Origin of the sequence: Halorubrum hochsteinianum, assembly GCF_023702125.1 — an archaeon.
In the GTDB taxonomy this organism is placed as follows: domain Archaea; phylum Halobacteriota; class Halobacteria; order Halobacteriales; family Haloferacaceae; genus Halorubrum; species Halorubrum hochsteinianum.
The window spans coordinates 2,184,334-2,208,086 of record NZ_CP098415.1; the positions used below are offsets into that span (position 1 = coordinate 2,184,334).

Sequence of the window (23,753 nt, forward strand, 5' to 3'; positions counted from 1 at the left end):
GAGATGCGACGAGCCGCCGGGGACAAGTCGCTTTCAGGTCGTCCAATATCTGCGATACTTAGAGGATTAGTCCGTTCTTACTCACGCCGTCTGTGACCTCCGGGCCGCGGTCATCGCGTTTTTGGCGCTCACTCGCAATGATCCGGTATGGCGACGCCAGGTGAATTCGGTGAGTTCGGTGGTCGACACGTTCCGGAGCCGCTCGAAGAACCGCTCGACGAATTAGCCGCGGCATATGAAGCTGCGATTTCGGATCCGGACTTCATGGCTGAGTTCCGCGACCTGCTCGAGCATTTCGCGGGCCGACCTACACCGATATTCCACGCGGAGACGCTGAGCGACCGGTACGACGCCGACATCTACCTCAAACACGAGGACTTGCTTCACGGTGGTGCCCACAAGCTCAACAACACGCTCGGCCAGGGACTGTTAGCCAAGCGGGCAGGGAAAGATCGCCTCATCGCCGAAACCGGTGCCGGTCAACACGGGACGGCGACGGCGATGGTAGGGGCGCTGCTGGATCTGGACACGACTGTCTACATGGGCCGTCACGACATGCAGCGGCAGGAAATGAACGTGTTCCGAATGCGGTTGATGGGTGCCGACGTCGAACCGGTCGACCGCGGTAACGAGGGCCTTGCCGAAGCGGTCGACGCCGCACTCGAAGACTTCGCTGAGAACGTCGACTCCACACACTACCTCGTCGGCAGTGTCGTCGGACCCGATCCGTTCCCCCGGATGGTGCGTGAGTTCCAATCGGTCATCGGGAAAGAGGCACGCGAACAAATCCGAGAGCTCCACGGTGACCTCCCCGATGCCTGCGTCGCCTGTGTCGGCGGCGGCTCAAATTCGATCGGGCTGTGGCACGCGTTCAAAGACGACGATGTCGCCTTTTACGGCGCTGAACCGGGCGGCAAAGACGAGGCGAACCACTCCGCTCCGCTCTCTCGGACGGCCCAAGATGAGCCGCAGATCTTCCAGGGCATGAAGACGAAGACGATCGGTGAGGACACTCGCAACCACTCGGTCTCGGCGGGGCTTGACTACCCGGCGATTGGCCCGGAACACGCCGCGCTCCAAGAGATGGGACGCGCTGAGTATCACGCCGTCTCCGACGAGGAAGCGTTGGCTGCATTCCGCGAGCTGAGTGAAGCCGAAGGCATCATCCCGGCACTGGAACCGGCTCACGCGCTCGCGCTTGCCGCGAAGCTCGCCGAGGCCGACCGCCACGACACCATCTTAGTCAACCTGTGTGGTCGCGGGGACAAAGACATGCAGACGGCTGCTGAACACTTCGACCTCGGTAGCTAACTCCGACTGCTTCAGTCCAGTCGCCTGCGGGCCCCTTCAGCTCACAACGACTTCTCGTAGTGGACCAGTTCGTACTCTCCAGCGGCGGATCGCTCCACCTCTTCGTATCCTCGGTCGGGATAAAAGGAGAGTGCCGCTGACTGCCGCGTTGACGTCGTCGCCAACAAGGACTCAAATCCAGCAGCCGTCGCTCGGCGTTCTAGTTCCGTGATCAGCTCCCGGCCAAGTCCCTGTCGCTGGAACGGTGGTGCCACACGCATTCGGTGAAGTTCAGCCGCCCCTGGTCGGTCGCGTTCGTCGGCGTGACCGGCGCTGTTGGGCATAAATCCACCCATCGCGACGACAGTGCCGTCATGCGTCGCTAAGGCGTCTACTTCGCTCGTCTCTAATGTGTTCGTCTCCAACAGCTCTCTTGAGTCGGCATCCGATACTGAATCCAGAACGCCGACGATGAACGCTCCTCCAGAGTCGAGATATACTGTCCGGATCGACCGGAGATCATCGGTTCCTGGGATGTCGCTCGGATCGACGCCCGTTTCACGCATTGCCCACCGGTGGAGTTTCCATACTGCGCTGTCGTCCGGTGACTCGTATAAACGAAATCTCAACGTCTCAGGTCCCACAGTTCTGTTACATATCGGGTTAATTCACACATACGGATGTCGGTTTTGTAGCTGAATTTGTGCGCCGTGTAATGCCACGTTCAGGTTCAAAGAGAGATACCAAAATAACTGTCCGCTTGGCTGTAACTCCGCCTCATCGATCAACAAGAGGGATGTAAAGCTCCGTACGTTGGGTAACCAGTCCCGATCTACAGCTGGGAAATCCGGATGGAACTTGTCCTGTTCTGAGTCGTCATCTCCCAGTGCGGTCTCTTTTCGCTGCCGATCTCGAACGAATATCGACACGCAACATATACGGCTGCGAGCCTGACTGGTGCTAGATGCGGTGGAACGTAGGAACGGCCCTTCGGCGACTCTCTCGGCTGGTGACTCCCATGACACTCACAGAAACACAGATACGCGAGTATGACGGTCGTGCGATGGATAGTGCGGAGACTGCCACGGCAACGTTCGGGATCGGTTGTTTCTGGGGGCCAGATGCCCGGTTCGGAGCGATAGACGGCGTCGTCCGCACCCGCGTCGGCTACGCTGGCGGGACGAAAATTGATCCAACGTATCACTCCCTAGGCGATCATACGGAGGTGTTCCAACTCGAATTCGACCCCGACGCGATACCGTATCGAGACCTCCTGAGCCAGGTGTTCCACTCGCACGACCCGCAGCACCAGACCCGAAAGACGCAGTATCAGAACATCGTGTTCGCTGCGACAGAAGACCAACAAGCAGTCCTCGATGAATTCCTTTCGACACGGGGGCCCACTGCCGAGGGAGTCGGAACACGCGTCGAACAGCCCTCACGGTTCTACCCCGCCGAGGACTACCACCAGAAGTACAAGCTCCGGTCCGTCTCTTCGTTCATGGATGCGTTCGACGCGGTCGGATACGGCGACGAGGAGCTGCGCGAGTCACCGATCGCTGCCAAGCTGAACGGATACGCCGCCGGACACGATGTCGCCGTTGCCGAGGAACTGCCGAGCCCTGATCGCAGGCCGGCATAGACACCGCGGTTTGTTGACGACGGACAACGCCGTCGACACGGATCGGTCACCTCGTTCCTAGAGTGGAGCGGCCACCGTCGCGGGAGGCCGCCCTATCTCGGTGAGCCCGTAGGCTTTCACTCGTCAAGGATCAAGGGACGCATGTGTCACAGGACAAGTCCCACCAGTCCGATACCGGTCTCGATGTGCTCATTTCCGGCGGATCGATGGGTGGGCTCTTCACGGGGATTGCGCTCGCGCGGTCGGGTCACCGGCCGACGGTCTACGAGCAGTCGGCAGGTGCCCTCGAAAGCCGCGGCGGCGGTATCGTCGCCCAACAGAACATCCGCCGATTTCTCAGCGAGCATGATATCGTTGACCCGGCGGACATAACGACGCGGTCTCGCGAACGTCGGTTTCTCACCGAAAACGGGGACATCGAACGCGCCGTGTCCGAGACGATGGTTTTCACGTCGTGGGACGCACTCTATCGACAGCTCCGCGACGCGTTCCCCGACGAGCAATACCGGACGGACACGGAGGTTGTGGCTGTGGAGCCCGAGGCGGCTACCGTTACGACCGATGACGGGACGGACCGGACGGGTGACGTGGTCGTCGCCGCCGAGGGCGGCCAGTCGACGACGCGTGCGCAACTCCATTCCGACGTGAAACCGGAGTTCGCGTCCTACGTCGCGTGGCGTGGCGTCGTCGACGAAGCGGATCTCCCAACTGTGTGCGCCGAGGCGTTCGACGGGACGTTCACGTTTTATCAGGGAGCCGATCAACTCATTCTCGCGTACTTCATTCCAGGCCCGGACGGCGAGACTGAGCGGGGCTCGCGTCGGCTCAACTGGGTGTGGTATGATACGCTCAACGGTCGGGACCGAGATGCGATATTCACGGACACGAGCGGTACTGAACAACGATTCTCCGTTCCACCGGGGGAGTTACGCGATCCGGTTCGTCACCGACAGCGCGAGCGCGCGGGGACGCTCCCCCCCGTGTTCGAGACGCTCGTCAGCGAGACACCCGACCTCTTCGTGCAGGCGATCTACGACCTGACGGTGCCGACGATGATCGCGGGTCGGGTGTGTCTGCTCGGTGACGGCGCGTTTGTCGCCCGCCCGCACACGGCAGCCGGGACCGCGAAGGCGGCAGGGGATTCGACCGCGCTCGCCGACGCGCTTTCGAGCCACGGATCGGTCGAGGACGCGCTCGCAGAATGGGATCAAACACGCACCGAGTACGGCACCACGCTCGTTGCTCGTGGGAAGCAGATGGGTGACGTACGGCTGAACCTGAACTGATCTGGGCTCAAGGTGACTGTCTGAACGAGTACTGTGGTCACGGCCGTCGGGTGATAACAGTCCCAACGGTGTCGGCAACAGGTCTGTGTCGGGTTATCCGACGAGCTCATCGGGCGACCAGCGACGAGGTTCACGATGAGTCCGTGCGTGGTCCGCTCGATCTGTTCGGTCGTGATCCCCGACAGTTTCGGAAAGCGAGAACTCCACCGGGATCCGCCCACCGGACTACGTCTGGAGTGGCGTCTCTAACGCCTCTTCGATCGACTGCTGACCGGCCGCGAGTTCGAACGTCTTACCGTACGTGCTTTCAGCCTCAAGGGTCGCGATCAGCGTGCGGGCGACGTCCTCTCGCGGGATCTCGATCGCGTCTCTACCGAGATCGACACCGGTTCTGATCCGTCCGGTACCACCCTCGTCCGTCAGCGGTCCGGGCCGAACAATGGTGTACGTCAGGTCGCTCTGTTGGAGATACTCGTCGGCCTCACCCTTTGCGCGGAGATACTCTCGCAACGCCTCGGGGCTGTCCTCGGGCCGGTCGGCATTGATCGAACTGAGCATCACGAACCGGTCTACCTCCGCGGATGCCGCCTCGTCGACGAGGGAAACCGCACCGTCGCGGTCGACACCCCACACGTCTTCACCACCCGATCCCGCCGCGAAAATGATCGCGTCAACCCCCTCAACGGCGTGTGAAACATCGCCGGTGAGATCCGCGACAACCGGCTCAGCACCCAACTCCCTGACATCCGGTGCTTGCGTCTCCACGCGCACCATCCCCCGAACGCTGTGATCGCTTTCGGCGAGGAAGCGAGTCATGTGTTGGCCGACTTGTCCATGCGCACCAGTAACGAGAACGTTCATACACCCGTTTCTCGGCTAGTATCGCCAAGAAGGTAGCGTCACCCGAAACGACGAGAGTGAGTAGCGTACTCCGTATTATCGCATTTGCGAGGCGAAAACCCACGGCTGGAGCCGGAGATCGCCTCCTTGATTCGCTATAGGAGAGCTTGCTCCGCGTTTCAAGCGGCTCGCTTCAGTATCTGTGGCGTGACCAGGAGGTCAACAGCGGCGACGGCCAGCATCGCCAATCGAAGCGTTTGATCTTCAACAACGAGGAATGCGATCGCGACGATCATCGCAGTCGTCATCGCTGGGAGGCCCCACCGAAACAGTGGGTTTCGGAACAGGTTCGGGGATTGCGCCATGGGTGTCGATCAGCGCATGGAATACTGTAAAGTGTGTCGTATTTTAGCACGAGAAGCGAAGAACCGGCAGACACCGACCACGTGGACGCCCTGACCGCAGATGATTCGACAGCGATTGCCCACCCCATTGCGGGACGTGACTGGAGCTATCTCATTCAGAAAAACACAGGAAACGTATGGGTTGGGGCGGATTCGAACCGCCGGCCTGCTCCGTGTGAAGGAGCCGTCATAACCTGACTAGACCACCAACCCGCGCATTCCGAGGTACCCGACCTCCGGACTTAAGCGTTACCTTACGGCGAAGCTTCATCTCGACCCCGACCGGATCCCTCGGCGTGACCCACGAACTCCGCTTCCTCGAACGCCTCCGGCAGCACGCCGCCAGTCTCCTCCACGCGCCGCTGTCGGTTGTCGGACTGTACGCCGAGCGGCGCACGCCCCGCGAACAGTACGCGTTCACGCTCCGCGAGCCGTACCCGGTCGTCGAGGCCCAACTTCACCGACTCGGCTTCGTCCGCAACCTCGTCTCCTCGGTCAAGTACCGGGCGTACGCGACGCCACCGGAGACGACCGTCGCCAGCTGGGTCCGCTACCCCGAGGGCGCGCTCGCCAGCGACGACCAACTCCACCTTGCCTTATATGTCGGGCGCGACCGCGCGACGACGGACATGTACGCCCACTGGGAGCCGTCGTGGATCCGCCACCCGATCCGCCACTACCGCGCGACCGACGTCGACGCCCAACGGGGGATCGAGCGCGTCCGATCGCTGTTCGAGAACGCGGGGATCGAGTACGCGGTCGTCCCCGCAAAAGAGCGGATCGGCGGGGACGCCGCCGACTCGACGGGGTCGGCCGGGGACGCACCGATCGGGTAGTTCGTCGTTCGAGTCGCCGCTCGGTCGCTCAGTTTGCCCCCTGGGGACGATCGGCTATTCCTCGGCGGCGTCGCGGCCGCGGTACTCGGTTACGCGCTTGCGGGCGGACGCGACCGCCTCGCGGGCCTCCCCTTCGGCGCGCTCTTCGAGCCGTTTGAGGTCCGCCTGAAGCGTGTCCAGCCGCGACGGCTCCGGTTCCGGCTCCTCGTCTTCGCGACCGACGAGCTCTTTCACGCGCGCTTCAACCGGTTCTAACTCCTCGGCGACGCCGGCCTTCGCGTGTTCCGCCGCTCGACCGAGGTAGTACCGCGCGTCTTCGAAGTGCTTGCTCATATCTGTCCTTTGGCGGAGGGCAGATATAACCTTTGTGGCGATACGTCGGGGACAGTATTCGACGGGACGGTCGACGAGTCGTCGCTGGAATCGAAGAATCTGGTGTTCTGGGGCCGGCACGAAACGGACACCGCCTTCCGGCTCACTACCGCGCGCCCGGCGGCAGCGGGTCGGCGTGGTCGGCGATCGCGTCCGCGACGCGGTGCGGGTGTTCGTGGACGACCCAGTGGGTCGCGTCGTCGATCGTGAGCAGGCGGCCGTCGGCGCAGCGCTCGACGCTCTCGTGTGCCAGCCGGTGCGCGAGGAACTGGTCTTGTGCGCCCCAGATCACGAGCGTCGGGACGGTCACCTCCGTCTCGGCCGGCTCCGGGCGGTCGCGGACGATCGCGCGGTACCAGTTCACCATCGCCTCGAACGCGCCGTCGCGGTTCCACGCCCGCCGGTAGCGGCGCAGGTCCTCGTCGGAGAACGTACCGGGCGCGCTCGTGTCGCGTAACGCGTTCGTCGCCAGCCGCCAGTTCCCGGCGCTCGCGACCGCCTCGGGCAGCTTCGGGAGCTGGAACGCGAGCATATACCAGCTCTTGAGCCGCTGGTCCCACGACCGCCGCAGCGCGCGCTCGAAGACGCTCGGGTGCGGGACGTTCACCGCGACCAGTTCCGAGAGCCGAGACTCGTGGTTGAGCGCGAGCCACCACGCCACCGCCGCGCCCCAGTCGTGGCCGGCGACGGCCGCCGTCTCGCGGTCGTAGGCGTCGATCAGGCCGACGACGTCGCGCGCGAGTTCGTCGATGCGGTAGTCGCTCACGGCCGGGGGCTTCTCCGAGCAGTTGTAGCCGCGCTGGTCGGGCACCACGACGCGGTAGCCCGCGTTCGCGAGCGGCGCGATCGCCTCGTGCCACCCGTACCAGAACTCGGGGAAGCCGTGGAGCAAGACGAGCAGCTTCCCGTCCTCGGGGCCGGCCTCGACGACGTGAAGCGTCACGTCGTTCGTCTCGATCGCGCGGGAGCGCCCCGGGACCGCATCCGGGATTTCGTCGGCGGCGATCGGCTCCGGGAGGCGACCTTCGTCGACCGCGCGCCCAGTCGGCGGTTCGAGCATACGAGTGTCGTGGGCCGGAGCCGACAAATAGCTACCTCGCTCGGCCACTTCGGTGATCGAAATGCTCAAGCCGCTGGCAGGCCGCACTCCGGGTATATTCGCAATTTCCCGCGGATCACTCGCCGAACGAACGATTCCGGGAAATTCGCTTCGTACCCCATGACATCCGACTCGACGACTGCTTCAGCCGCGGACGCGCCGGACGGGGACGCGACCGTCTCGAACGTCGTCCTCGTCACGGTGGACTCGCTGCGCGCGGACGCCGTCTCGCCGTACGACTCCGAGCGCCGCTCGCCGGTGATCGACGACCTCGCGGACGGCGGCACCGTGTTCGACCGCGCGTTCGCCACGGGCAACTGGACGCCGTTCTCGTTCCCCTCGATTCTCGCCTCCGAACCGGTGTTCGCCCGGTCGGGCGACATCGGCGTCGACGAGTCCGACACCCTCGCGGAGGTGCTCTCCGAGGCGGGGGTCGCGACCGGCGGGTTCAACGCCGCGAACGGCTTCCTCACCGACCACTGGGGGTATCCGGACGGGTTCGACGAGTTCGAGCCGTTCGTCACGAGCGTCGGCTCCAGCGTGTACAGCCGGTATCTCGCCGCGCACCCGACCGTCGAGGCGTGGATCCAGCTCGCGACCTCGCCGGTCCGCCGGCTCGGGTCGAAGCTCCGCGGCGACAGCGACGACCGGCCGTTCCTCGACGCCTCGCGCATGTTCGACGTGGAGGACGCCGCGACCGCGTTCGTCGACGACACCGACGAGCCGTTCTTCCTGTGGGTCCACTACATGGACACCCACACCCCGTACGTCCCCGCGCCGCGGTACATCCGCGAGGTGTCGGACGGCATCGTCGGCACCCACCAGATGCTCCACGCGCACGCCCGGACGAGCCTCGGGCTCGAAGTCGGCGAGCGCACGCTCCGCGAACTCCGCACCCTGTACCAGGCGACGGTGCGACAGGTGGACGCCAGCGTCGGCCGACTGCTCGACAGCTTGGACGCCGCCGGCGTCCGCGACGACACCGCGGTGTTGCTCGCGGGCGACCACGGCGAGGAGTTCCAGGAACACGGCCACCTCGCGCACTATCCGAAGCTGTACGACGAGCTGATCCACGTCCCGCTCGTCGCGGACGTGCCCGGCCTCGACGGCGGGCGCGTCGACGGCCACGTGGGACTCGACGCCGTCCCGCCCACGGTCGCCGACCTGCTGGGCGTCGAGGCGTCCGAGAAGTGGCACGGCGAGTCGCTCCTGCCGGCGCTCCGCGACGACGCGGAGTCGACGGAATCGACGGATTCGACGGGGTCGCCGGACTCGGCGACCGGTTCGGCGGACGAGTCCGCTGAACCGACCGATGACCCCGACGATCCGACCGACGACCCGGTCGTCTCGGTGACGGTCCGCGGCGAGGACGTGACCCAGCAGCCGATCCCCCGGTCGCTGTCGGACGGCGACCTGCTCGTCAGCGCTCGCGACGACGACTGGACGTACATCGAGAACGTCGACGGCGACGCGGTCGAGCTGTACCACCGCCCCTCGGACCCGACCCAACAGGAGAACCTCGCGGTCGACCCCGGCGAGCGGGAACGATCAGTCATCGACCGGCTGAAGCCGGTCATCGACGACCACGCGGCGCTGCTCCGCGAGCGCGGCGCGGCGGCGGAGGCGGCCGCGGCCGAGCGCGACGAGGACGACGAGGAGGTCGACGAGGACCTCGAAGCCCGTCTCGAAGCGCTCGGGTACAAGTGATGATCCGCGCGACGTTACGCAGCTTCGCGAGCGGTCCGCTCGCGGTCCAGATGCGCCGGTTCGTCGCCGTCGGCGCGTTCACCGCGGGGATCCAGATGGGACTGCTGTGGCTGTTCGAGGACGTCGCCGGGCTGAACTACCTCATCGCGGCAACGATCGCCATCGAGATCACGATCCTCCTTTCGTACGTGTTCAACAACGCGTGGACGTTCCGTGCGCGCCAGAACACCGGCGTCTCCGAGTACTTCCGCGGTATGCTCAAGACGAACTTAGTCCGCGGCACCGCGTGGCCGCTCCAGATCGGCGTCCTCTACGCGCTCGTCGAGTGGGGCGGGTTGACGGCGCTCGTCGCGAACGTGCCGGCGATCCTCATCAGCGGACTCTACCGGTTCGTCCTCGACTACCGGTGGACATGGGGGTGAGACACCGGCGGAGTAGGGAGCGGTAGCCGCTCGGCTTCGCTCAGAACGGCAGCCGCGGTTCGATGCGCGCGACGAGGTCGCGGACCGCCTCCTGCTTGTAGTAGCCGACCGCCGACGCGACCACGATGAGCGCGAGGATCGCGATCGCCGAGCGGAACCGGCCGTTCGCGATCTCGCCGCCGGCGTGGACGGCCAACACGTACGCCGGGAGCCGACCGACGGCGATGACGCCGATGAAGGTGGGCAGCGACCACTTCGTGAGCCCGCTGATGAAACAGATCGCGTCGTCCGGGAGCCCGGGGACGACGACGAACGCGAACAGCCCGGGGATGCCCACGGTGTCGACGAAGCCGTCGAACCGGGAGACGACGTCCTCGTGGAGGACGCTCTCGACGAAGGATCTGCCGAACCGCTTCGAGAGCGAAAAGGCGATCGCGCTGCCGATGAGGACGCCGGTGAGGCTGTAGACGATACCCCAAAACGAGCCGAAGAGGTAGCCCGCGACCACGGCGACGACCTGCCCCGGGATCGGAGCGACGATGACCTGGAGCGCCTGAAGGCCGATAAAGACGAGGGGGGCGAAGATCCCGAACCCGTCGAGCCACGCGCGGAGGGCCTGCTGGTCGGTGAGAAAGCCGGCGTACCGGCTCACGAGGACGTAGAGTCCGACCGCGAGGACCGCGACGCCGACCGCGGCCGCGATCCCCCGCCGGCGGTCGGCCCGCGAGGAGAAGAGTTTCATTCGTGTGGTAGCCGGCGACAGAGCGACTTGAAGGTTACCGAAGCGGTCACGCGAGCGGCTCCGCGCTCCAGTAGGCCATCCGCATCGGGATGCCCTCGCTGTCTCTGTGGGTCGCGGCTCCAGGCAGGAACCGGAGGTCGTCGACCGCGCGGCGCGCGACCACCGCCAGCCCGAGCGCGTCGACCGCGTCGTCGACGGTGGGCTCGGCGGTCGCCTCCTCGCCCGCGTCGCTCTCGGCGGTCCCGGGCTCGGCGTCGACCGACTCCCGGCAGATCCGGCCGAGCGCGGCCCCGGGGGCGTCGAGGTGGCCGTCGAGCGCGGCGAGGCGTTCGCCGACGCCCGGGGCCGTGGTCTTCGAGCGGTCGAGGGGCGAGCCGTTGAGCCCGCGGAAACACACCTCCGGGTGCGCCTCCAGCACGCGCTCCCGGGCCGTCTCGTCCTCGCGGAGGAACGCGTCGACCGCGCCGACCGCCGGGGCGATGTGGTACGACTGCCGGCTGAGCCCCTTGTCGAGGTCCGCCTTGTTCCGCTCGCTCACCGTCCCGTAGTCCGCGCCCTCGCGCGCCAGTTCGCAGGCTCCCCGGGACGGCACGGGGAACACGCTGCTCGGGCGCTCGGCGGCCGATCGCGCGGCCGAATCGACCGCCTCGCGCTTTGCGAGGGTCTCGGCGTCGTCGGGGAGGCCGATCGGCACGTCGACGAGGATCCGGTCGACGCCGTCGTTCCAGAGGGTTTCAAGATCTGCTTCGAGCCGGCACTGAGGGTCGTCGTCGCCCTCGATCACGACCGCGATCCACGCGCCGCCCGCCCAGTCGACGCCCGCAACGGTCTCGGTTGGCATCGATCGATTCAGGGTCGCCAGTCGGAAGTGGTTGCTGGGCGGGGGAGAAAAATCCGTTTTGAACTGGACGGTAGTAGTGGAAGGTATTCTTAATCACAGGCATTATTTTGATTAGTTGATAGAAAAGAGGACTCGGTGATGGAGTGGCGTGATCTCGTGGATGAGTTGAGTACATCTCAATCTCTCATTGGGGGAGCAGCACTGCTCGAATTGGTTACGCGATTACCCAGTGACACTCTCGCGGCAGTGCTTTCGGTGGGAAGTGGTACACTTGGCACGCAACTGATCGCATCTACGACCACTTGGGTATTGTTTGCGATTATCTGTTACAAGTTCACACCACTCATCTACTCGCTTCTCGATCCAGTACCAAGCGGAGAGTTTGGGTTCAAACTCATTTTTACTTCTCTAAGTACCGCAGCGGGGATTCTGTTCACGTATCTCGATAGTTCGAGATTCACCGTCGGAATTCTCGTTTTGGTACTAGTCGGGGTTGTGGTACTCCTCGCGTATTTTCAGTGGGTTAGGGAGTGGTCACTTCTTGCCCCGGACAATCGGAGTTTGGTGATTTTAGAGTTTTTCACCCCACAGGAGAACATTACCGAGGAAATCGAAACGGACGTGAATCGGTCCGGTGTTCTTGGAGTGATAGGTTCAGCCCTGTATCTATTGGCGTTGGGCCTGTTGTTGATCTTTCCAGTGTTTTTGACCGGTCTCTTGTCTCAGGTACTCGTATACGCGTATCCAGTGCCCGATCTAATCTTTCTGGGATGGGTAGTAGGGGGGTTTGTCTCCTCAAAGCTGTTAACTGAAGAAAACAAACCAGATTTTTTTGACGTAGAAGTTGATATTGAAAAATATCTTTTAGATGTACTCGAACACGCCACCCGAAGTACCCAAGGAATGTTTCTAACGTCTTTCATCCTTCTGGGAATATTGAGTTCTGCTGGGAAGATATTCTTAGCAGTTACCGCAGGAACCATCCTAATACAGTCTTATCTAACCGCTTTCGGAATCTCGTTATTTGAATTCGGAACTCGGCCTGTCACGTTAATCTCCGGGGTCACGGGTATCGTGACTCTACTGTTCTCCGTTGGCGTCTTCTCGTCTTGGGCCTGGATCCGTGAATTTCAGCGCCTCCCGTATTACCTCGACAGTTGGGAAGACAGGGAGTCAGCAGGCAGCGAACTTCCCTCACGACCGGTCGGATTTCTCCTTGTGCCGATGACCACCTTCGCTGTTATCGCCCTTTACGTCAGCACGTTCCCCAAAGAATCTCTTTCCGTGATTGACTACGGCTTCGCCTTTGGATGGCCGATATTCCTACTCCCAGGCTGGTGGGCGGTCTCAAGATCCGAACGCTTCCAGCCAGTCACCCGCGAAAGTCTCTGGATAATCTCCGGGCTCTATCTTGAGGCGCTCTCATTGTGGCCAATCGCTAATTTCGCTAACGGTGAAGCCGAATCAGCATCGGTGTCGTCGATTTCCAGTCTGCCCGGGTTTACTCTGTTTTTATTGTTCCTACTGGCGACTCCTTCTTTAATACCATATGTGTCTCGGTACGAGCAGGACGGAAATCGTAACTACCTGCTTGTTTGGTTCTTTCTTGTTGCTACCTTCTTTGCGATTGTATTCTCTTCAATCGTTTCAGGGGGGCTTCGGTTACAGTTACAGATTCTTGCGGGAGTCACGTTCGTTGGTGGACTGGCTCTCGGTGTCGTTCGGTATTTTGACCTGTGAACGACAGACGATACTCTATTTCTAGTCACACCGCGGTTCTGAATCTGGTCTGTCGCGGGCGTCAGCCTGTCCCGTCAGTTTAGGACTGTTCGCGTGCCCGAGCCGGTTCCGCGCGTCGCAAAACGTACTGATCCACCGCTCGAAAATCACACCGTTTCGGCTCAGATACACGCCCTCGTGGGGATCGACGTCAACCTGCTACTCAACACTGCTCATGCGGCCACCTACTACCAGTCGCTCACCGAGTGAAAGTGCGGGAGAAGTGGGCCGGCACGAATTTGAATCGTGGTTACGGCCACCCGAAGGCCGAAGGATACCAAGCTACCCCACCGGCCCGCATCTGAACGAAAGCCGTTCGTTCTTTTAATCCTTCCGAAAGGGGGCGATACGCGATGGCCGGACACCGTCCCGGTGGCACCGACACCGCCGCTGTCCCGGAAACGACGCGTGAGTCGTGGCGAACTGGTTCCGGCGCGAACGACTTCGAATCCCGAACCGCTCGGCGACACGTGAGAGACTCCGTTGGAACCAACTCCACGACCACGACCACCGCAGCCCCACGCCTCCCCAGCCTCGTCGCTCGCTCCGGGCTCCCTTCGGTCGCCCGTCCGCTCGCGACTCCCTCGCGCGTGCGACTCGCGCCCTTCGGGCGCTCGTCGGCGCGCGCCACCGCACCGCTTGTTCTATTTATAAGCTCTCGTCGCCGTTCTCGGACTCCGCCGCGTCTTCGGTCTCGAAGTAGCGGTCGCGGTGTTTCCGACACCCCGGATTGAACGCGGCCCCACACGCGGGACAGGCGTCGTCGTCGCTCTCAAGGTACTCACGGGCGGTCAGCGTCGTTCCACAGACTCCACACAGCACCGCGGGCTCGTCGAAGCGCTCGCGGGGCCACGGGACCGCCTCGTGGTCGGCGGCCGCGTCGTGGCAGGCGTCGCAGGGGTAGTACGTCTCACAGCAGCCGAACCGGAGCGCGATCACGTCGACGGGGTCGTCCCAGTGGGCACAGCGCGTCTCGGGGTCGACCGCGACCCCGCGCAGCGGCACCGGAAAGCGCGGATCGGTGGCGGGCGCGGTCGTCGTCTCGCGGTCCGCACCCGAGCCGTCAGTAGCTGGCGTAGCCATCGGTGTCGAGCCAGTTGTGGACGACGGTGATCGTATGGTCGGCGTGGAGCAGTTCGGGCCCGACCCGTAGCCGGCGCTCGGCGCGGTCGGCGATCGACTCGGCCTCCGCCGGCGCGAAATCGTGGTGATCCGAGAGCACGAAGACTGGGTCGGTCGGCGGGTCGGCGTCGACGAGCGGGTCGCCGTCCTCGTGGAGCTGGACGAGCGTGCCGTCGGGACCTCGGCCGGAGCCGCCCGCCTCGCCGACGAGCCGGTCGAGCGTCGCGTCGAGGCCCATCCGACGGAGTTCGACGCCCGGCGAGACGTCCGCGGGCATGTGGCCGATGGCGTCCTCTTTCGCGGCGAGCGCGTCGCGGACCCGCGCGGCGACGTTGCGCTCGTCGGGGTGGAGGTGCCGGAGCGTGTCGGCGTCGAAGGTGACGGTGAACGCGTCGGCGATCACGAGGTGGACCCGGACCGACTCGCGGATGCCGTGCGAGAGGAAGACGCCGGCGCTCACGCACCGACAGAGCAGGTCGAGCCGCCCGGCCCCCGGAATGTCCGACAGCGAGATCGCGTCGGGGTCGGTGGGCACGTCGCGGCCGATGACGACAAACTGGCGCATGTCTCCGCGTCGCCCCCGATCGTCATAAGGGGTGCGACCCAACGGCCGGCGTGAGCCTCACCGGACTCTGTCAGGTCTGCGAGGCGGCGGCCGCGACGGACAGCTGCGACCGCTGCGGCCGCGCCGTCTGCGACGACCACTGGGACGAGACGGCCCGCGCCTGCGCCGGCTGCGCCGCCGGGCGCGGATAGGGGAGCGGCGGCCGGCGCTACCGGTGTCGGTTCAGCCGCTTTTTGAGCCGCTTGGCCGCGTCGCCCGCAGCGCCGAAGTACGTCGCCTCGTCTTCGGGGCGGCTCGACTCCTCGCCGGCGAAGATGATCCCCCGTGAGGAGTTGACGAGGCCGACGTCGACCGGGAGGTCCGACCGCGAGGCCAGGCCGTGTTCGACTGCGGCCTCGGCGTCGCCCCCCTGCGCGCCGACGCCGGGGACGAGGAAGGGGATCTCGGGGACGATCTCGCGGACCGTCTCCAGCTCCTCCGGCGCGGTCGCGCCGACGACGAGCCCGACGTTGTCGTTGGCGTTCCACACGTCCGCGAGCGCCGCGACGCGCTCGTAGAGGGGTTCGCCGGAGGCGAGTTCGAGGTCCTGGAGGTCCGCCCCGCCCGGGTTCGACGTGCGACAGAGCGCGAACACGCCCTTGTCCGCGCGGTCGAGGAACGGCTGTAGCGAGTCGCGCCCGAGGTACGGGTTCACCGTGATCCCGTCGACCCAGTCGAGGACCTCGGCGTACTGTCGCGCCGTGTTCCCGATGTCGCCGCGCTTGGCGTCTAAGAGGACGGGGACGCCCTTCCCCTCGGCGTAGGCGGCGGTCTCGCGGAGCGCGCGCCAGCCGTCGGGGTCCTCGTAGAAGGCGGCGTTCGGCTTGTAGCAGGCGGCGTGCTCGTGGGTCGCGTCGATGATCCGGCGGTTGAACGCCCACCGCGGGAGGTCGGCGTCGGCCACGTGGTCGGGGAGCCGGGTCGGGTCGGGGTCGAGCCCGACCGAGACGACGCTGTCGGTCGCGTCGATCCGGGCCGCGAGCGTCTCGAAGAAGTCCATACGCGCCCTGCGTCGGCCGGTACACTAACGGTTTTGCTCCGGGGGCGACGCGACAGCGTCCGCGAACGGCCCGTCACCGCCAGTCGCTCGGAACGTACTGTTCGAACTCGGGGGATTCCGACCGGGCCACGGGTCGGAACACCGCTTCTCCGTCGATCCGGAACTCCTCGATCGCGTCTTGAGCGGGGCCGGTCAGGTGGCCGGCGAAGGCCATCGCCGACGGATACGCCACGTCGTGGCGGCCCGGATTGACGGGGATGACCGCGTACTCGTTTCGGAGGAGCGGTCCGGGGTCCTCGATGCCCCGGTCGACGTGCGCCGCTAAGTCGCCTCCGGCGACGTTGAGAAACGTCCCCCGGTCGGTCAGCGTATACGAACCGGTCTCCGCGGCCAAGCTGAGCGTGTTTCCCATTCCCTGTCCCGTCTCCCCATACCAGTCGCCGGTCGGATCGACGCCGGCCTCGCTCCAGAGCTGTCGCTCTCGGATGTGCGTGCCGGAACGGTCGCCGCGCGACAGGAACGCCGCCTCGGCGCTCGCGATATCCCGGAAGGCGGTGTCCGGGGGTAAACCAGCAACTCCCGCCGGATCGTCCGGCGGCCCGACCACCAGAAAGTCGTTGACCATCACCGTCCGGCGGTTCGTCCCGTCGCCCGCTCGAAGGAACGCGTCCTCCAAGGAACGGGCGTGAACGAGGACTACGTCGCAGTCGCCGTTCCGCGCCGTGCGCAAGGCCCCGCCGGTCCCGCGCACGACCGTGTTCACCTGCGGCCCGAACGCCCGAGTGAACCCCGGCGTCAGTTCGTTGAGTAGCCCGCTGTCGTTGATCGTCGTCGTCGCCGCAAGCGTCAGCGACCGGACGGAGGCGGTCGGTTCCTCGTCGGTCGGGGCGGCACCGCCACACCCCGCGAGCGACACGACGCCACCGGCACCGACCGCTTGGAGATAGCTACGACGGTCCACGTCGGAGTTACCGGTTACAGTTACCTAATATTTCTGTGAAACCATATTCGGGTTCGTCGGCTTCGGCGACGGGATCGGGTAACTGGTCGCCCTCCGTTGTGTTCGACGCCTCGGCTTCCGGGTCGCTCGCGGGCCCGAACGAGGGCCTCACCCAACGGTCTGCTCGTCGGTATGCGTTCGGACGGTCGACTCCCTCAACAGGAGCAGTAGTACTCGCGGTCGACGAACTCCGTCTCGAACAGCTTCGCCGCCGGTTCCGGGTCGGAGGGGCGGTAGACGCCGGTCGTCAGGTCGCCCTCACGCTCGAAGTCGCCCGACACCAGCCGCCGCCAGTCGGCGGCCGACAGCTGATCCCAGAACGCGTCGTCGCCGGCTAAAAGCGAGAGGTAATCGCGGAGGTACACCCACCGCGTCGGCTCGACGCCGTCCGACTCGTAGGTCGCGTCGGTGACCGCGGCGTACGCCGCCATCGGGAGGTTCGCGCCCGCGGCGACGGGCATGGAGATCCACTTCCACGGCCGCGTGTTGACGTCGAGCAGCAGGAACTCCTCGCGGGCCCCGTCGTAGACGAACTCCGCCTCGCTGATCCCGTGGTAGCTCGCGTCGTCGAGGACGGCGAGCGCGCGCTCCTCGATCGCCGGCTCGTCGGCCGTCTCGACGAGACAGGAGGTGCCGAAGTTCAGAGGGAATCGGACCGCGGCGTTGCCGACCACCGCGAGCGCGTCGTCGGCCCCCGAGGGCGGGACGTAGGAGGCCAGCGAGTGATCCTTCCCTGTCGCGATGTCGACGCGCTTCTGGGCCATCACGGCGATTCCCGCGTCGCTGGCGGCCGCGACGACGTCCGCGAACTCCTCGCGGTCCGCGACCTCGATCACGTTGGTGCCGAACGCCTCCTCGAAGTCGCGCTTGAGCTCGGGTTTCACCACCAGCGGGAAGCCGAGCGCCTCCGCGGCCTCCTCGACTGTCGCGTCCGCCTCGCGCGTGCCGACCGCGTCGGTCTCCGCCAGCCGGTAGGTCTCGGGGTACGGGACGCCCAGCGCCTCGCAGGTCGCGTACAGCTCCGACTTGTTCAACACGTCGTCGAGCGTGTCGCTGCCGGCGAAGGGGAGCCGCACGCCCTCGGGGTCGGCCTCGGCGTACGACAGCGCCCACTCGTCCATACAGCCGAACGCGACCGCCTCGGTGCCCGCGGCGTCGACGATCGCCTCCACGTCCTCACGGAACCCGTCGAGGTCGTCGAGCGGGTACGTCACCGCCCCGGCGTAGTCGACGGCGTCCGACGGCGGCGCGAGCCCGTCGTGGGTGACGGCTCCGGCCTCGCCGTCCGAGTCGCCGCCGGCGCTCCCGCCGGCGCGGTCGAGCGCGATCACGGGCACGTCGTGGGCGTCGAGCGCCCGAGCGACGCCGAGGCCGGTGATGTGCGCGTTGCTGACGAGCGCGGGCGGGCGGTCGAACTCGGCGTCCGCGAGCGCGTCGATCAGTCCCTCCGTCGAGCGAAACCGGTCTGCCATATCCCTCCTCGACGGTCGACGCACAAAAGGGTCCGACGTACCGGCCGAGCGTGCCCGTATCGGTGAGGTCGCCAGCGTCGTCCCACGCGTCCCGACCGCGGACCGCGGGGGCGACGCGAGCGGCTTTTCAGGCCGCGTCGCCTCCGGATCGGTATGACGGACCTCGACGACGACGCCGACCGCGCCGACCCCGCGAGCCCCGACGGCGACGCCACCGGCAGCGACGCCGGCCCGACCGAGGAGCTCCCCGACCGCGTCCGCCGGGCGTTCGCGGACCACGGCTCCTTCGAGCGCGACGGCGACGGCTGGGTCTCGACCACCACCGCCTTCGACGGCCGCGTCCGCGCCGCGCCGGCCGGCGAGGGGCAGATTCGGTTCACGGTCACGGTCCGGGTGCCGACCCTCTCGGCCGTTACCGCCGACGAGGTCGCCGACGTGGTCGAGGACGGCTGGGCCGACACGTTCGAGCGCCGCGTCGTCGACGTCGGCGGCGTCACCCGCCGCGAGCGCGAGTTCGACCCCGCCGTCGAGACCGGCGGCGACGAGATCGCGGTCACCTACGCGCTCACGGATATCAACGAGCGGCGCGGCGTCGACGACGCGGGCGCGCTGATCGACTTCGTGGAGGGGACGTACGTCCAGGGCGTGATCCCCGGTTACGAGTACACGGGGCCGGTCTCGGAGCTGCTCGCGGCCGCGCGACGACACGGGAACGACGGCGCGGTCTGAGGCCGCGAGTCCCGGGTCGGATCGGTGTGGCCCGCTGCGGTCGATAGGGGGAAGTGTCGGCGGCCCGTACGACGCCCATGCTCGCGCTGTTCGGGTTCGGCAGCCTCCTCGCGCTGGTCGCGTTCCACACGTTCCTCGCCGGGGTCGCCACCCGATTCTTCCGGCTCCAGCTGTCGACCAGGTGGGGGTCGGCCGTGTACACGCTCGTGTTGACCCCCCTGCTGTTGCTCGTCTCGACGCTGGTGTTCACGGGCGCGCTCGGCGTCGGGACCGGGATCGACGTCGGGAGCTCGACGATCCTCTTGGCGCTGCTCATCGGCCTCCCGCTCGCGTTGGGCGTGGCGATCGACTACCTCTACGTCCCGTCGCCCGAGGAGTACGACCTGCCTGACACGCGCTGACGCGGTCGTTTCCGAATCAGCGGTCGAGCAGGTCCGCGACGATCGACTCCACCCGCGCGATGACGTCCTCCGGCGACCGCGTCGCGTCGACGCGGTGGAACCGCCCGGGGTCGGCGTCCAGCAGGCGCTCGTAGTTCTCGCCGACGGCCGCGAGGTAGCCGTCGCGCTCGAACTTGTCCGTCCGCCCGGCGCGCTCGGCCGCGGTCTCCGGGTCGAGGTCGAGATAGACGGTCGCGTCCGGCTCGCGGGAGAACGCCGCGTGGACCCCTTGGACGTACTCCATCGGTCGCTGGATGTCGACATCGGCGCGTGCGAGCGCCGCCCCCTGGTAGGCGAACCGCGAGTCCGAGTAGCGGTCGGAGATCACCAGATCGCCGTCGGCGAGCGCCGGGCGTATCGTCTCGGAGAGGTGGTTCGCGTGGTCGGCGGTGTACAGGAACAGCTCCGCGAGCGGGTCGGCGTCGCCGTCGCCCATCGACCGCGCCACCGCGTCGCCGTACCAGCTGTCCGTCGGCTCGCGGGTGAACGTCGCGTCGGGATACACGTCGTGGAGCGCCTCCCAGACCGTCGTCTTGCCGCTGCCGTCGAGCCCCTCCAGCGTGATCAGCATGGTGGCGTTCCGCCGCGCCGAGGAATAAACGGCCCGGGTCGCGGCGGGTCCGATTGGCGTCGCCGCGGCGCGACCCGACCCGACGCCACCTCCTTTTAGTGACGGCTCCGTGAACGCCCGCCATGGCACTCGATCCGTCGACCGCTCGCGAGACCGGGGGAACCGGATGGTAGCGATCGCCGTCTCGCTGTCGCGCGTCGCGGCGGCACTGGTGTTGGTCGTCCTCAACGGCTTCTTCGTCGCGTCCGAGTTCGCGTTCGTCCGGATCCGCTCGACTTCGGTCGAAGAGATGGTCGAGGACGGGAAGGCGGGCGCGGAGACGCTTCAGGCGGTGATGACAAACCTCGACGACTACCTCGCGGCGACCCAGCTCGGGATCACGCTCGCGTCGCTCGGGCTGGGGTGGATCGGCGAGCCGGCGGTCGCGGCGCTGCTGGAGCCGGTCCTCGGGCCGCTGCTCCCCGAGAACCTCGTCCACCTCGTCGCGTTCGCGGTCGGGTTCTCGTTCATCACGTTCCTCCACGTCGTCTTCGGCGAGCTCGCGCCGAAGACCATCGCCATCGCGCAGGCCGAGCGGATCTCGCTGCTGCTCGCGCCGCCGATGCGGCTCGCGTACCTGCTCTTCGCGCCCGGGATCGCGGTGTTCAACGGCACCGCGAACGCCTTCACGAGCCTGATCGGCATCCCGCCGGCCTCCGAGAGCGACGAGACGCTCGAAGAGCGCGAGATCCGGCGCGTGCTGGCCCGCGCCGGCGAGGCGGGCCACGTCGACGAGTCCGAGGTCGCGATGATCGAGGGCGTCTTCGAGCTCGACGACACCGCGGCCCGCGAGCTGATGGTCCCCCGCCCGGACGTGGTCTCGCTGTCCGCGGACGCGTCGCTCTCGGCGGTCCGCGAGACGATCCTCGACGCCGGCCACACCCGCTACCCGGTCGTCGCCCGCGACGACGCCGACCGCGTCGTCGGCTTCGTGGACGTGAAAGACGTGCTGCGCGCGACCGAGGCGGGCGACGACGACGCCACCGCGGGCGAGCTGGCCCGGGAGATTCTCGTCGTCCCCGAGACGACGAGCGCGAGCGACCTCCTCGTTCAGTTCCGCGACGAGCGCCGACAGATGGCGGCCGTCATCGACGAGTGGGGCGCGTTCGAGGGGATCGCGACCGTCGAGGACGTCGCCGAGGCGCTCGTCGGCGACCTCCGCGACGAGTTCGACACCCCCGAGCACGACCACACTATCCGCCGGACCGACGATCGGACCCACGAGGCCGACGGCTCCGTCCCGCTGGCGGCCGTCAACGACGCGCTCGGCACCGACCTCGACGGCGACGGCTACGAGACCCTCGGCGGGTTCGTCCTCGACGCGATCGGTCGCTCCCCGGAGGTCGGCGACGTCGCCGAGACGGAGGCGTTCGCCTTCGAGGTCACCGCGGTCGACGGCGCGCGCATCTCGACGGTGCGCGTCACGCAGCGCGAGGACGACGGCGGGTCCGCGGACGCCGCCGCCGACGGCGACGGGGCCGGAGACGACGCGAGCGAGTGACGGCGACGCGAGCGTTTTTTACCCGCGGGCGTGACCGGCCCCCATGGTCGACCGAATCTGTGTCCCCACCGACGACAGCGACGCGGCCGCGGCGGCCCTCGATCACGCCCTCGCCGTCGCCGCCGACCACGGCGCGACCGTCCACCTCCTCCACGTCGCGGACACGACCCGCGACAGCGTGACGCGGATCGGCGGCGACGTGGTGGACGTGCTCGAACGCGAGGGCGAGTCGATCGTCGCGGACGCGGCCGCCCGCGCTGCCGACCGCGGCGTCGAGACGGAGACGGCGGTCCGACAGGGCGGCGTCCCGGAGACGGTCGCCGCGTACGCCGCGGAGGCCGACGCCGACCTCCTCGTCATGTCGACGCGCGGCCGGCAGGGCGTCGAGCGCCTCGTCGGCAGCACGACAGAGCGCGTCGTCAGGCAGTCCTCGGTGCCGGTGTTGACCCTTCGCCCGGGCGACGACGAGACCGCGTACCCGTACGAGGACGTGGTGGTGCCGACCGACGGCAGCGGTGCGGCGACCGCCGCGCTCGACCGGGCGATCCCCATCGCGGAGCGCGCGGGCGCGACCGTCCACGTCCTCTCGGTCGTCGCCACCGGCGGGATCGGCGTCGGCGACTACGTCGACGCGGACGTCCTCGCCGAGTACGCCGACGACGAGGTCGCCGAAGGCGTCGAGCGGGTCGAGGCCGCCGGGGTCGCGGCAGTCGGTGCCGTCGAGGTCGCCCCCTCGGCCCCGCGCGGCATCCGCGCGTACGTCGAGGAGCACGGCGTCGACCTCGTGGCGATGGGCACCCACGGCCGGACCGGCGTGAGCCGGTACCTGCTGGGGAGCGTCGCCGAGCGCGCCCTCCGGACCGTCCCCGTGCCGGTGTTGACCGTCCCGGCGACCGAGGCGGACGAGGAGTAATCCGCCCGGGCCGTCGCCTGCGGCCGACGGGTAGTGATCCGCCCGGGCCGTCGCCCGCGCGTCAGACACCGCGGTAGGTTTACGGGCTTGCCACGCGACGTGGATCGCATGAAAGTACTGGTAGCCGGCGGGACCGGATTCATCGGGTCGTACCTCTGTCGCGCGCTCGCCGAGGACGGCCACGCGGTGACCGCGCTCTCCCGCTCGCCCGAGGAGACGCCGGAAGGGGTGACGGGCGTCAGCGGCGACGTGACCGACCACGGCTCCATCGAATCGGCCGTCGAGGGCCACGACGCGGTCGTGAATCTGGTCGCGCTCTCGCCGCTGTTCGAGCCGGAGGGCGGCAACCGCATGCACGACCGGATCCACCGCGGCGGGACCGAGAACCTCGTCCGCGCGGCCGAGGACGGCGGCGTCGAGCGGTTCGTCCAGCTGAGCGCGCTCGGCGCGGACCCGAACGGCGACACCGCCTACATCCGCGCGAAGGGCGAGGCGGAGGCGATCGTCCGCGAGAGCGACCTCGACTGGGCGATCTTCCGCCCGTCGGTCGTCTTCGGCGAGGGCGGCGAGTTCGTCTCGTTCACCAAGCGGCTGAAGGGGATGTTCGCGCCGGGCGTCCCGCTGTACCCGCTTCCGGGCGGCGGCAAGACGCGGTTCCAACCGATCCACGTCGAGGATCTGGTTCCCATGATCGCCGCGGCGGTGACCGAAGAGGAACACGCCGGCGAGACCTACGAGATCGGCGGCCCGGAGGTGCTCACGCTCCGACAGGTGACCGATCTGGTCTACGAGGCCGAGAGGAAGGGCGTCACCATCCTCCCGCTTCCCATGCCGCTCGCGAAGATCGGGCTCTCCGTGCTGGGTGCGGTTCCCGGGTTCCCGATGGGTCCGGACCAGTACCGCTCGCTGAAGTTCGACAACACGACCGCCGACAACGACGTCGCGGCGTTCGGCGTCGACGCCGCCGAACTGACGACGCTCGGCGAGCACTTGGGGGTGCGATGACCGGGGGATCGGCCCGAACGTGTCAACTGGACTAATATCGCCGATGGTAATGGCAACCGAAGGCTTATATACGAGATCGCGTTCTGTTCACGTCAAA

Annotated in this window: 26 protein-coding genes and 2 tRNA genes; 13 read left to right on the top strand and 15 right to left on the bottom strand. The window is 66.7% G+C overall.

The features are described from left to right. Positions 1 to 147: 147 nt before the first annotated feature. Positions 148 to 1,311 (top strand): tryptophan synthase subunit beta, encoded by a 1,164-nt coding sequence (gene trpB, locus NAF06_RS11090; RefSeq protein WP_049908695.1) that lies wholly within the window; start codon positions 148 to 150, stop codon positions 1,309 to 1,311. A 41-nt stretch (positions 1,312 to 1,352) separates the two neighbouring features. On the opposite strand, the gene NAF06_RS11095 is transcribed toward trpB, so the two are convergent. Next, positions 1,353 to 1,856, bottom strand: coding sequence for a GNAT family N-acetyltransferase (locus tag NAF06_RS11095; RefSeq protein WP_008583207.1), 504 nt, complete (start codon positions 1,854 to 1,856; stop codon positions 1,353 to 1,355). A gap of 452 nt (positions 1,857 to 2,308) precedes the next feature. Between NAF06_RS11095 and NAF06_RS11100 the strand changes: the two genes are divergently transcribed. Beyond that, complete coding sequence (locus tag NAF06_RS11100) at positions 2,309 to 2,932, top strand: peptide-methionine (S)-S-oxide reductase MsrA (protein WP_049908697.1); 624 nt, start codon at positions 2,309 to 2,311, stop codon at positions 2,930 to 2,932. A 143-nt stretch (positions 2,933 to 3,075) separates the two neighbouring features. After that, positions 3,076 to 4,218 carry an FAD binding domain-containing protein gene (locus NAF06_RS11105; protein ID WP_008583203.1) on the top strand — a complete coding sequence of 381 codons (1,143 nt, stop codon included), beginning with the start codon at positions 3,076 to 3,078 and terminating at the stop codon, positions 4,216 to 4,218. Between the two features lie 225 nt (positions 4,219 to 4,443). Here the strand turns inward: NAF06_RS11105 and NAF06_RS11110 are convergent, their stop codons facing one another. The 3 genes from NAF06_RS11110 to NAF06_RS11120 all read right to left on the bottom strand — a co-directional run bounded on the left by NAF06_RS11110 (position 4,444) and on the right by NAF06_RS11120 (position 5,675). Next, complete coding sequence (locus tag NAF06_RS11110; protein ID WP_049908694.1) at positions 4,444 to 5,079, bottom strand: SDR family oxidoreductase; 636 nt, start codon at positions 5,077 to 5,079, stop codon at positions 4,444 to 4,446. Positions 5,080 to 5,237: 158 nt separating this feature from the next. Further along, complete coding sequence (locus NAF06_RS11115; protein WP_008583199.1) at positions 5,238 to 5,423, bottom strand: hypothetical protein; 186 nt, start codon at positions 5,421 to 5,423, stop codon at positions 5,238 to 5,240. Between the two features lie 177 nt (positions 5,424 to 5,600). Continuing rightward, positions 5,601 to 5,675, bottom strand: a tRNA-Val gene (locus tag NAF06_RS11120). 83 nt (positions 5,676 to 5,758) lie between these two features. Between NAF06_RS11120 and NAF06_RS11125 the strand changes: the two genes are divergently transcribed. Further along, on the top strand, positions 5,759 to 6,298 hold the full coding sequence (locus tag NAF06_RS11125; RefSeq protein ID WP_008583197.1) for a hypothetical protein: 540 nt from the start codon (positions 5,759 to 5,761) through the stop codon (positions 6,296 to 6,298). A gap of 54 nt (positions 6,299 to 6,352) precedes the next feature. On the opposite strand, the gene NAF06_RS11130 is transcribed toward NAF06_RS11125, so the two are convergent. Beyond that, positions 6,353 to 6,631: a DUF7553 family protein gene (locus tag NAF06_RS11130; protein ID WP_008583194.1), complete on the bottom strand. Its 279-nt coding sequence runs from the start codon at positions 6,629 to 6,631 to the stop codon at positions 6,353 to 6,355. Positions 6,632 to 6,776: 145 nt separating this feature from the next. After that, a complete protein-coding gene (locus NAF06_RS11135) occupies positions 6,777 to 7,730 on the bottom strand; it encodes an alpha/beta fold hydrolase (protein WP_008583192.1) in 954 nt (317 codons plus the stop codon). 159 nt (positions 7,731 to 7,889) lie between these two features. On the opposite strand from NAF06_RS11135, the gene NAF06_RS11140 reads away from it, so the two are divergent. Together NAF06_RS11140 and NAF06_RS11145 are read left to right on the top strand one after the other, a co-directional pair. Continuing rightward, complete coding sequence (locus NAF06_RS11140) at positions 7,890 to 9,476, top strand: sulfatase (protein WP_008583190.1); 1,587 nt, start codon at positions 7,890 to 7,892, stop codon at positions 9,474 to 9,476. Continuing rightward, the gene (locus tag NAF06_RS11145; protein ID WP_008583187.1) at positions 9,476 to 9,898 is read left to right on the top strand and encodes a GtrA family protein; all 423 of its coding nucleotides are present in this window, start codon (positions 9,476 to 9,478) and stop codon (positions 9,896 to 9,898) included. The genes NAF06_RS11140 and NAF06_RS11145 overlap by 1 nt, the downstream gene beginning before the upstream one ends. Before the next feature lie 40 nt (positions 9,899 to 9,938). On the opposite strand, the gene NAF06_RS11150 is transcribed toward NAF06_RS11145, so the two are convergent. After that, positions 9,939 to 10,640, bottom strand: a complete 702-nt coding sequence (locus NAF06_RS11150; protein ID WP_008583185.1) for a TVP38/TMEM64 family protein — start codon at positions 10,638 to 10,640, stop codon at positions 9,939 to 9,941. Between the two features lie 46 nt (positions 10,641 to 10,686). Continuing rightward, on the bottom strand, positions 10,687 to 11,481 hold the full coding sequence (locus tag NAF06_RS11155; protein WP_008583182.1) for a DUF429 domain-containing protein: 795 nt from the start codon (positions 11,479 to 11,481) through the stop codon (positions 10,687 to 10,689). A 138-nt stretch (positions 11,482 to 11,619) separates the two neighbouring features. Between NAF06_RS11155 and NAF06_RS11160 the strand changes: the two genes are divergently transcribed. Continuing rightward, on the top strand, positions 11,620 to 13,221 hold the full coding sequence (locus tag NAF06_RS11160; RefSeq protein ID WP_152418733.1) for a hypothetical protein: 1,602 nt from the start codon (positions 11,620 to 11,622) through the stop codon (positions 13,219 to 13,221). 263 nt (positions 13,222 to 13,484) lie between these two features. Here the strand turns inward: NAF06_RS11160 and NAF06_RS11165 are convergent. From NAF06_RS11165 to trmY, 3 genes are all read right to left on the bottom strand, one after another. Next, positions 13,485 to 13,557, bottom strand: a tRNA-Pro gene (locus tag NAF06_RS11165). A gap of 351 nt (positions 13,558 to 13,908) precedes the next feature. Next, positions 13,909 to 14,343, bottom strand: coding sequence for a CHY zinc finger protein (locus NAF06_RS11170; protein ID WP_192813804.1), 435 nt, complete (start codon positions 14,341 to 14,343; stop codon positions 13,909 to 13,911). Beyond that, positions 14,324 to 14,947 (bottom strand): tRNA (pseudouridine(54)-N(1))-methyltransferase TrmY, encoded by a 624-nt coding sequence (gene trmY, locus NAF06_RS11175; RefSeq protein WP_008583178.1) that lies wholly within the window; start codon positions 14,945 to 14,947, stop codon positions 14,324 to 14,326. Before trmY ends, NAF06_RS11170 begins: the two co-directional genes overlap by 20 nt. Before the next feature lie 50 nt (positions 14,948 to 14,997). Here trmY and NAF06_RS11180 point away from each other — a divergent pair, with 50 nt between their 5' ends. Beyond that, the gene (locus NAF06_RS11180) at positions 14,998 to 15,138 is read left to right on the top strand and encodes a hypothetical protein (protein ID WP_008583176.1); all 141 of its coding nucleotides are present in this window, start codon (positions 14,998 to 15,000) and stop codon (positions 15,136 to 15,138) included. 17 nt (positions 15,139 to 15,155) lie between these two features. Here NAF06_RS11180 and pyrF read toward each other — a convergent pair whose 3' ends face one another. From pyrF to NAF06_RS11195, 3 genes are all read right to left on the bottom strand, one after another. Then, on the bottom strand, positions 15,156 to 15,986 hold the full coding sequence (gene pyrF / locus NAF06_RS11185) for an orotidine-5'-phosphate decarboxylase (protein WP_008583174.1): 831 nt from the start codon (positions 15,984 to 15,986) through the stop codon (positions 15,156 to 15,158). Between the two features lie 73 nt (positions 15,987 to 16,059). Beyond that, the gene (locus NAF06_RS11190) at positions 16,060 to 16,947 is read right to left on the bottom strand and encodes an ABC transporter substrate-binding protein (RefSeq protein WP_192813803.1); all 888 of its coding nucleotides are present in this window, start codon (positions 16,945 to 16,947) and stop codon (positions 16,060 to 16,062) included. A gap of 194 nt (positions 16,948 to 17,141) precedes the next feature. Next, positions 17,142 to 18,458, bottom strand: a complete 1,317-nt coding sequence (locus NAF06_RS11195) for a carboxylate--amine ligase (protein WP_008583170.1) — start codon at positions 18,456 to 18,458, stop codon at positions 17,142 to 17,144. 153 nt (positions 18,459 to 18,611) lie between these two features. On the opposite strand from NAF06_RS11195, the gene NAF06_RS11200 reads away from it, so the two are divergent. Then, positions 18,612 to 19,187, top strand: coding sequence for a DUF5813 family protein (locus NAF06_RS11200; protein WP_008583167.1), 576 nt, complete (start codon positions 18,612 to 18,614; stop codon positions 19,185 to 19,187). A 77-nt stretch (positions 19,188 to 19,264) separates the two neighbouring features. Then, positions 19,265 to 19,588 carry a DUF7991 family protein gene (locus NAF06_RS11205; protein ID WP_008583165.1) on the top strand — a complete coding sequence of 108 codons (324 nt, stop codon included), beginning with the start codon at positions 19,265 to 19,267 and terminating at the stop codon, positions 19,586 to 19,588. Positions 19,589 to 19,604: 16 nt separating this feature from the next. Here the strand turns inward: NAF06_RS11205 and tmk are convergent, their stop codons facing one another. Continuing rightward, positions 19,605 to 20,198 (bottom strand): dTMP kinase, encoded by a 594-nt coding sequence (gene tmk / locus NAF06_RS11210; RefSeq protein WP_008583163.1) that lies wholly within the window; start codon positions 20,196 to 20,198, stop codon positions 19,605 to 19,607. A 166-nt stretch (positions 20,199 to 20,364) separates the two neighbouring features. On the opposite strand from tmk, the gene NAF06_RS11215 reads away from it, so the two are divergent. The 3 genes from NAF06_RS11215 (at position 20,365) to NAF06_RS11225 (ending at position 23,656) form a co-directional block, all read left to right on the top strand. After that, positions 20,365 to 21,738, top strand: a complete 1,374-nt coding sequence (locus tag NAF06_RS11215) for a hemolysin family protein (RefSeq protein WP_008583161.1) — start codon at positions 20,365 to 20,367, stop codon at positions 21,736 to 21,738. Between the two features lie 43 nt (positions 21,739 to 21,781). Continuing rightward, positions 21,782 to 22,651 (top strand): universal stress protein, encoded by an 870-nt coding sequence (locus tag NAF06_RS11220; RefSeq protein ID WP_008583159.1) that lies wholly within the window; start codon positions 21,782 to 21,784, stop codon positions 22,649 to 22,651. A 108-nt stretch (positions 22,652 to 22,759) separates the two neighbouring features. Next, positions 22,760 to 23,656 carry a complex I NDUFA9 subunit family protein gene (locus NAF06_RS11225; protein WP_008583157.1) on the top strand — a complete coding sequence of 299 codons (897 nt, stop codon included), beginning with the start codon at positions 22,760 to 22,762 and terminating at the stop codon, positions 23,654 to 23,656. Positions 23,657 to 23,753: the final 97 nt, after the last annotated feature.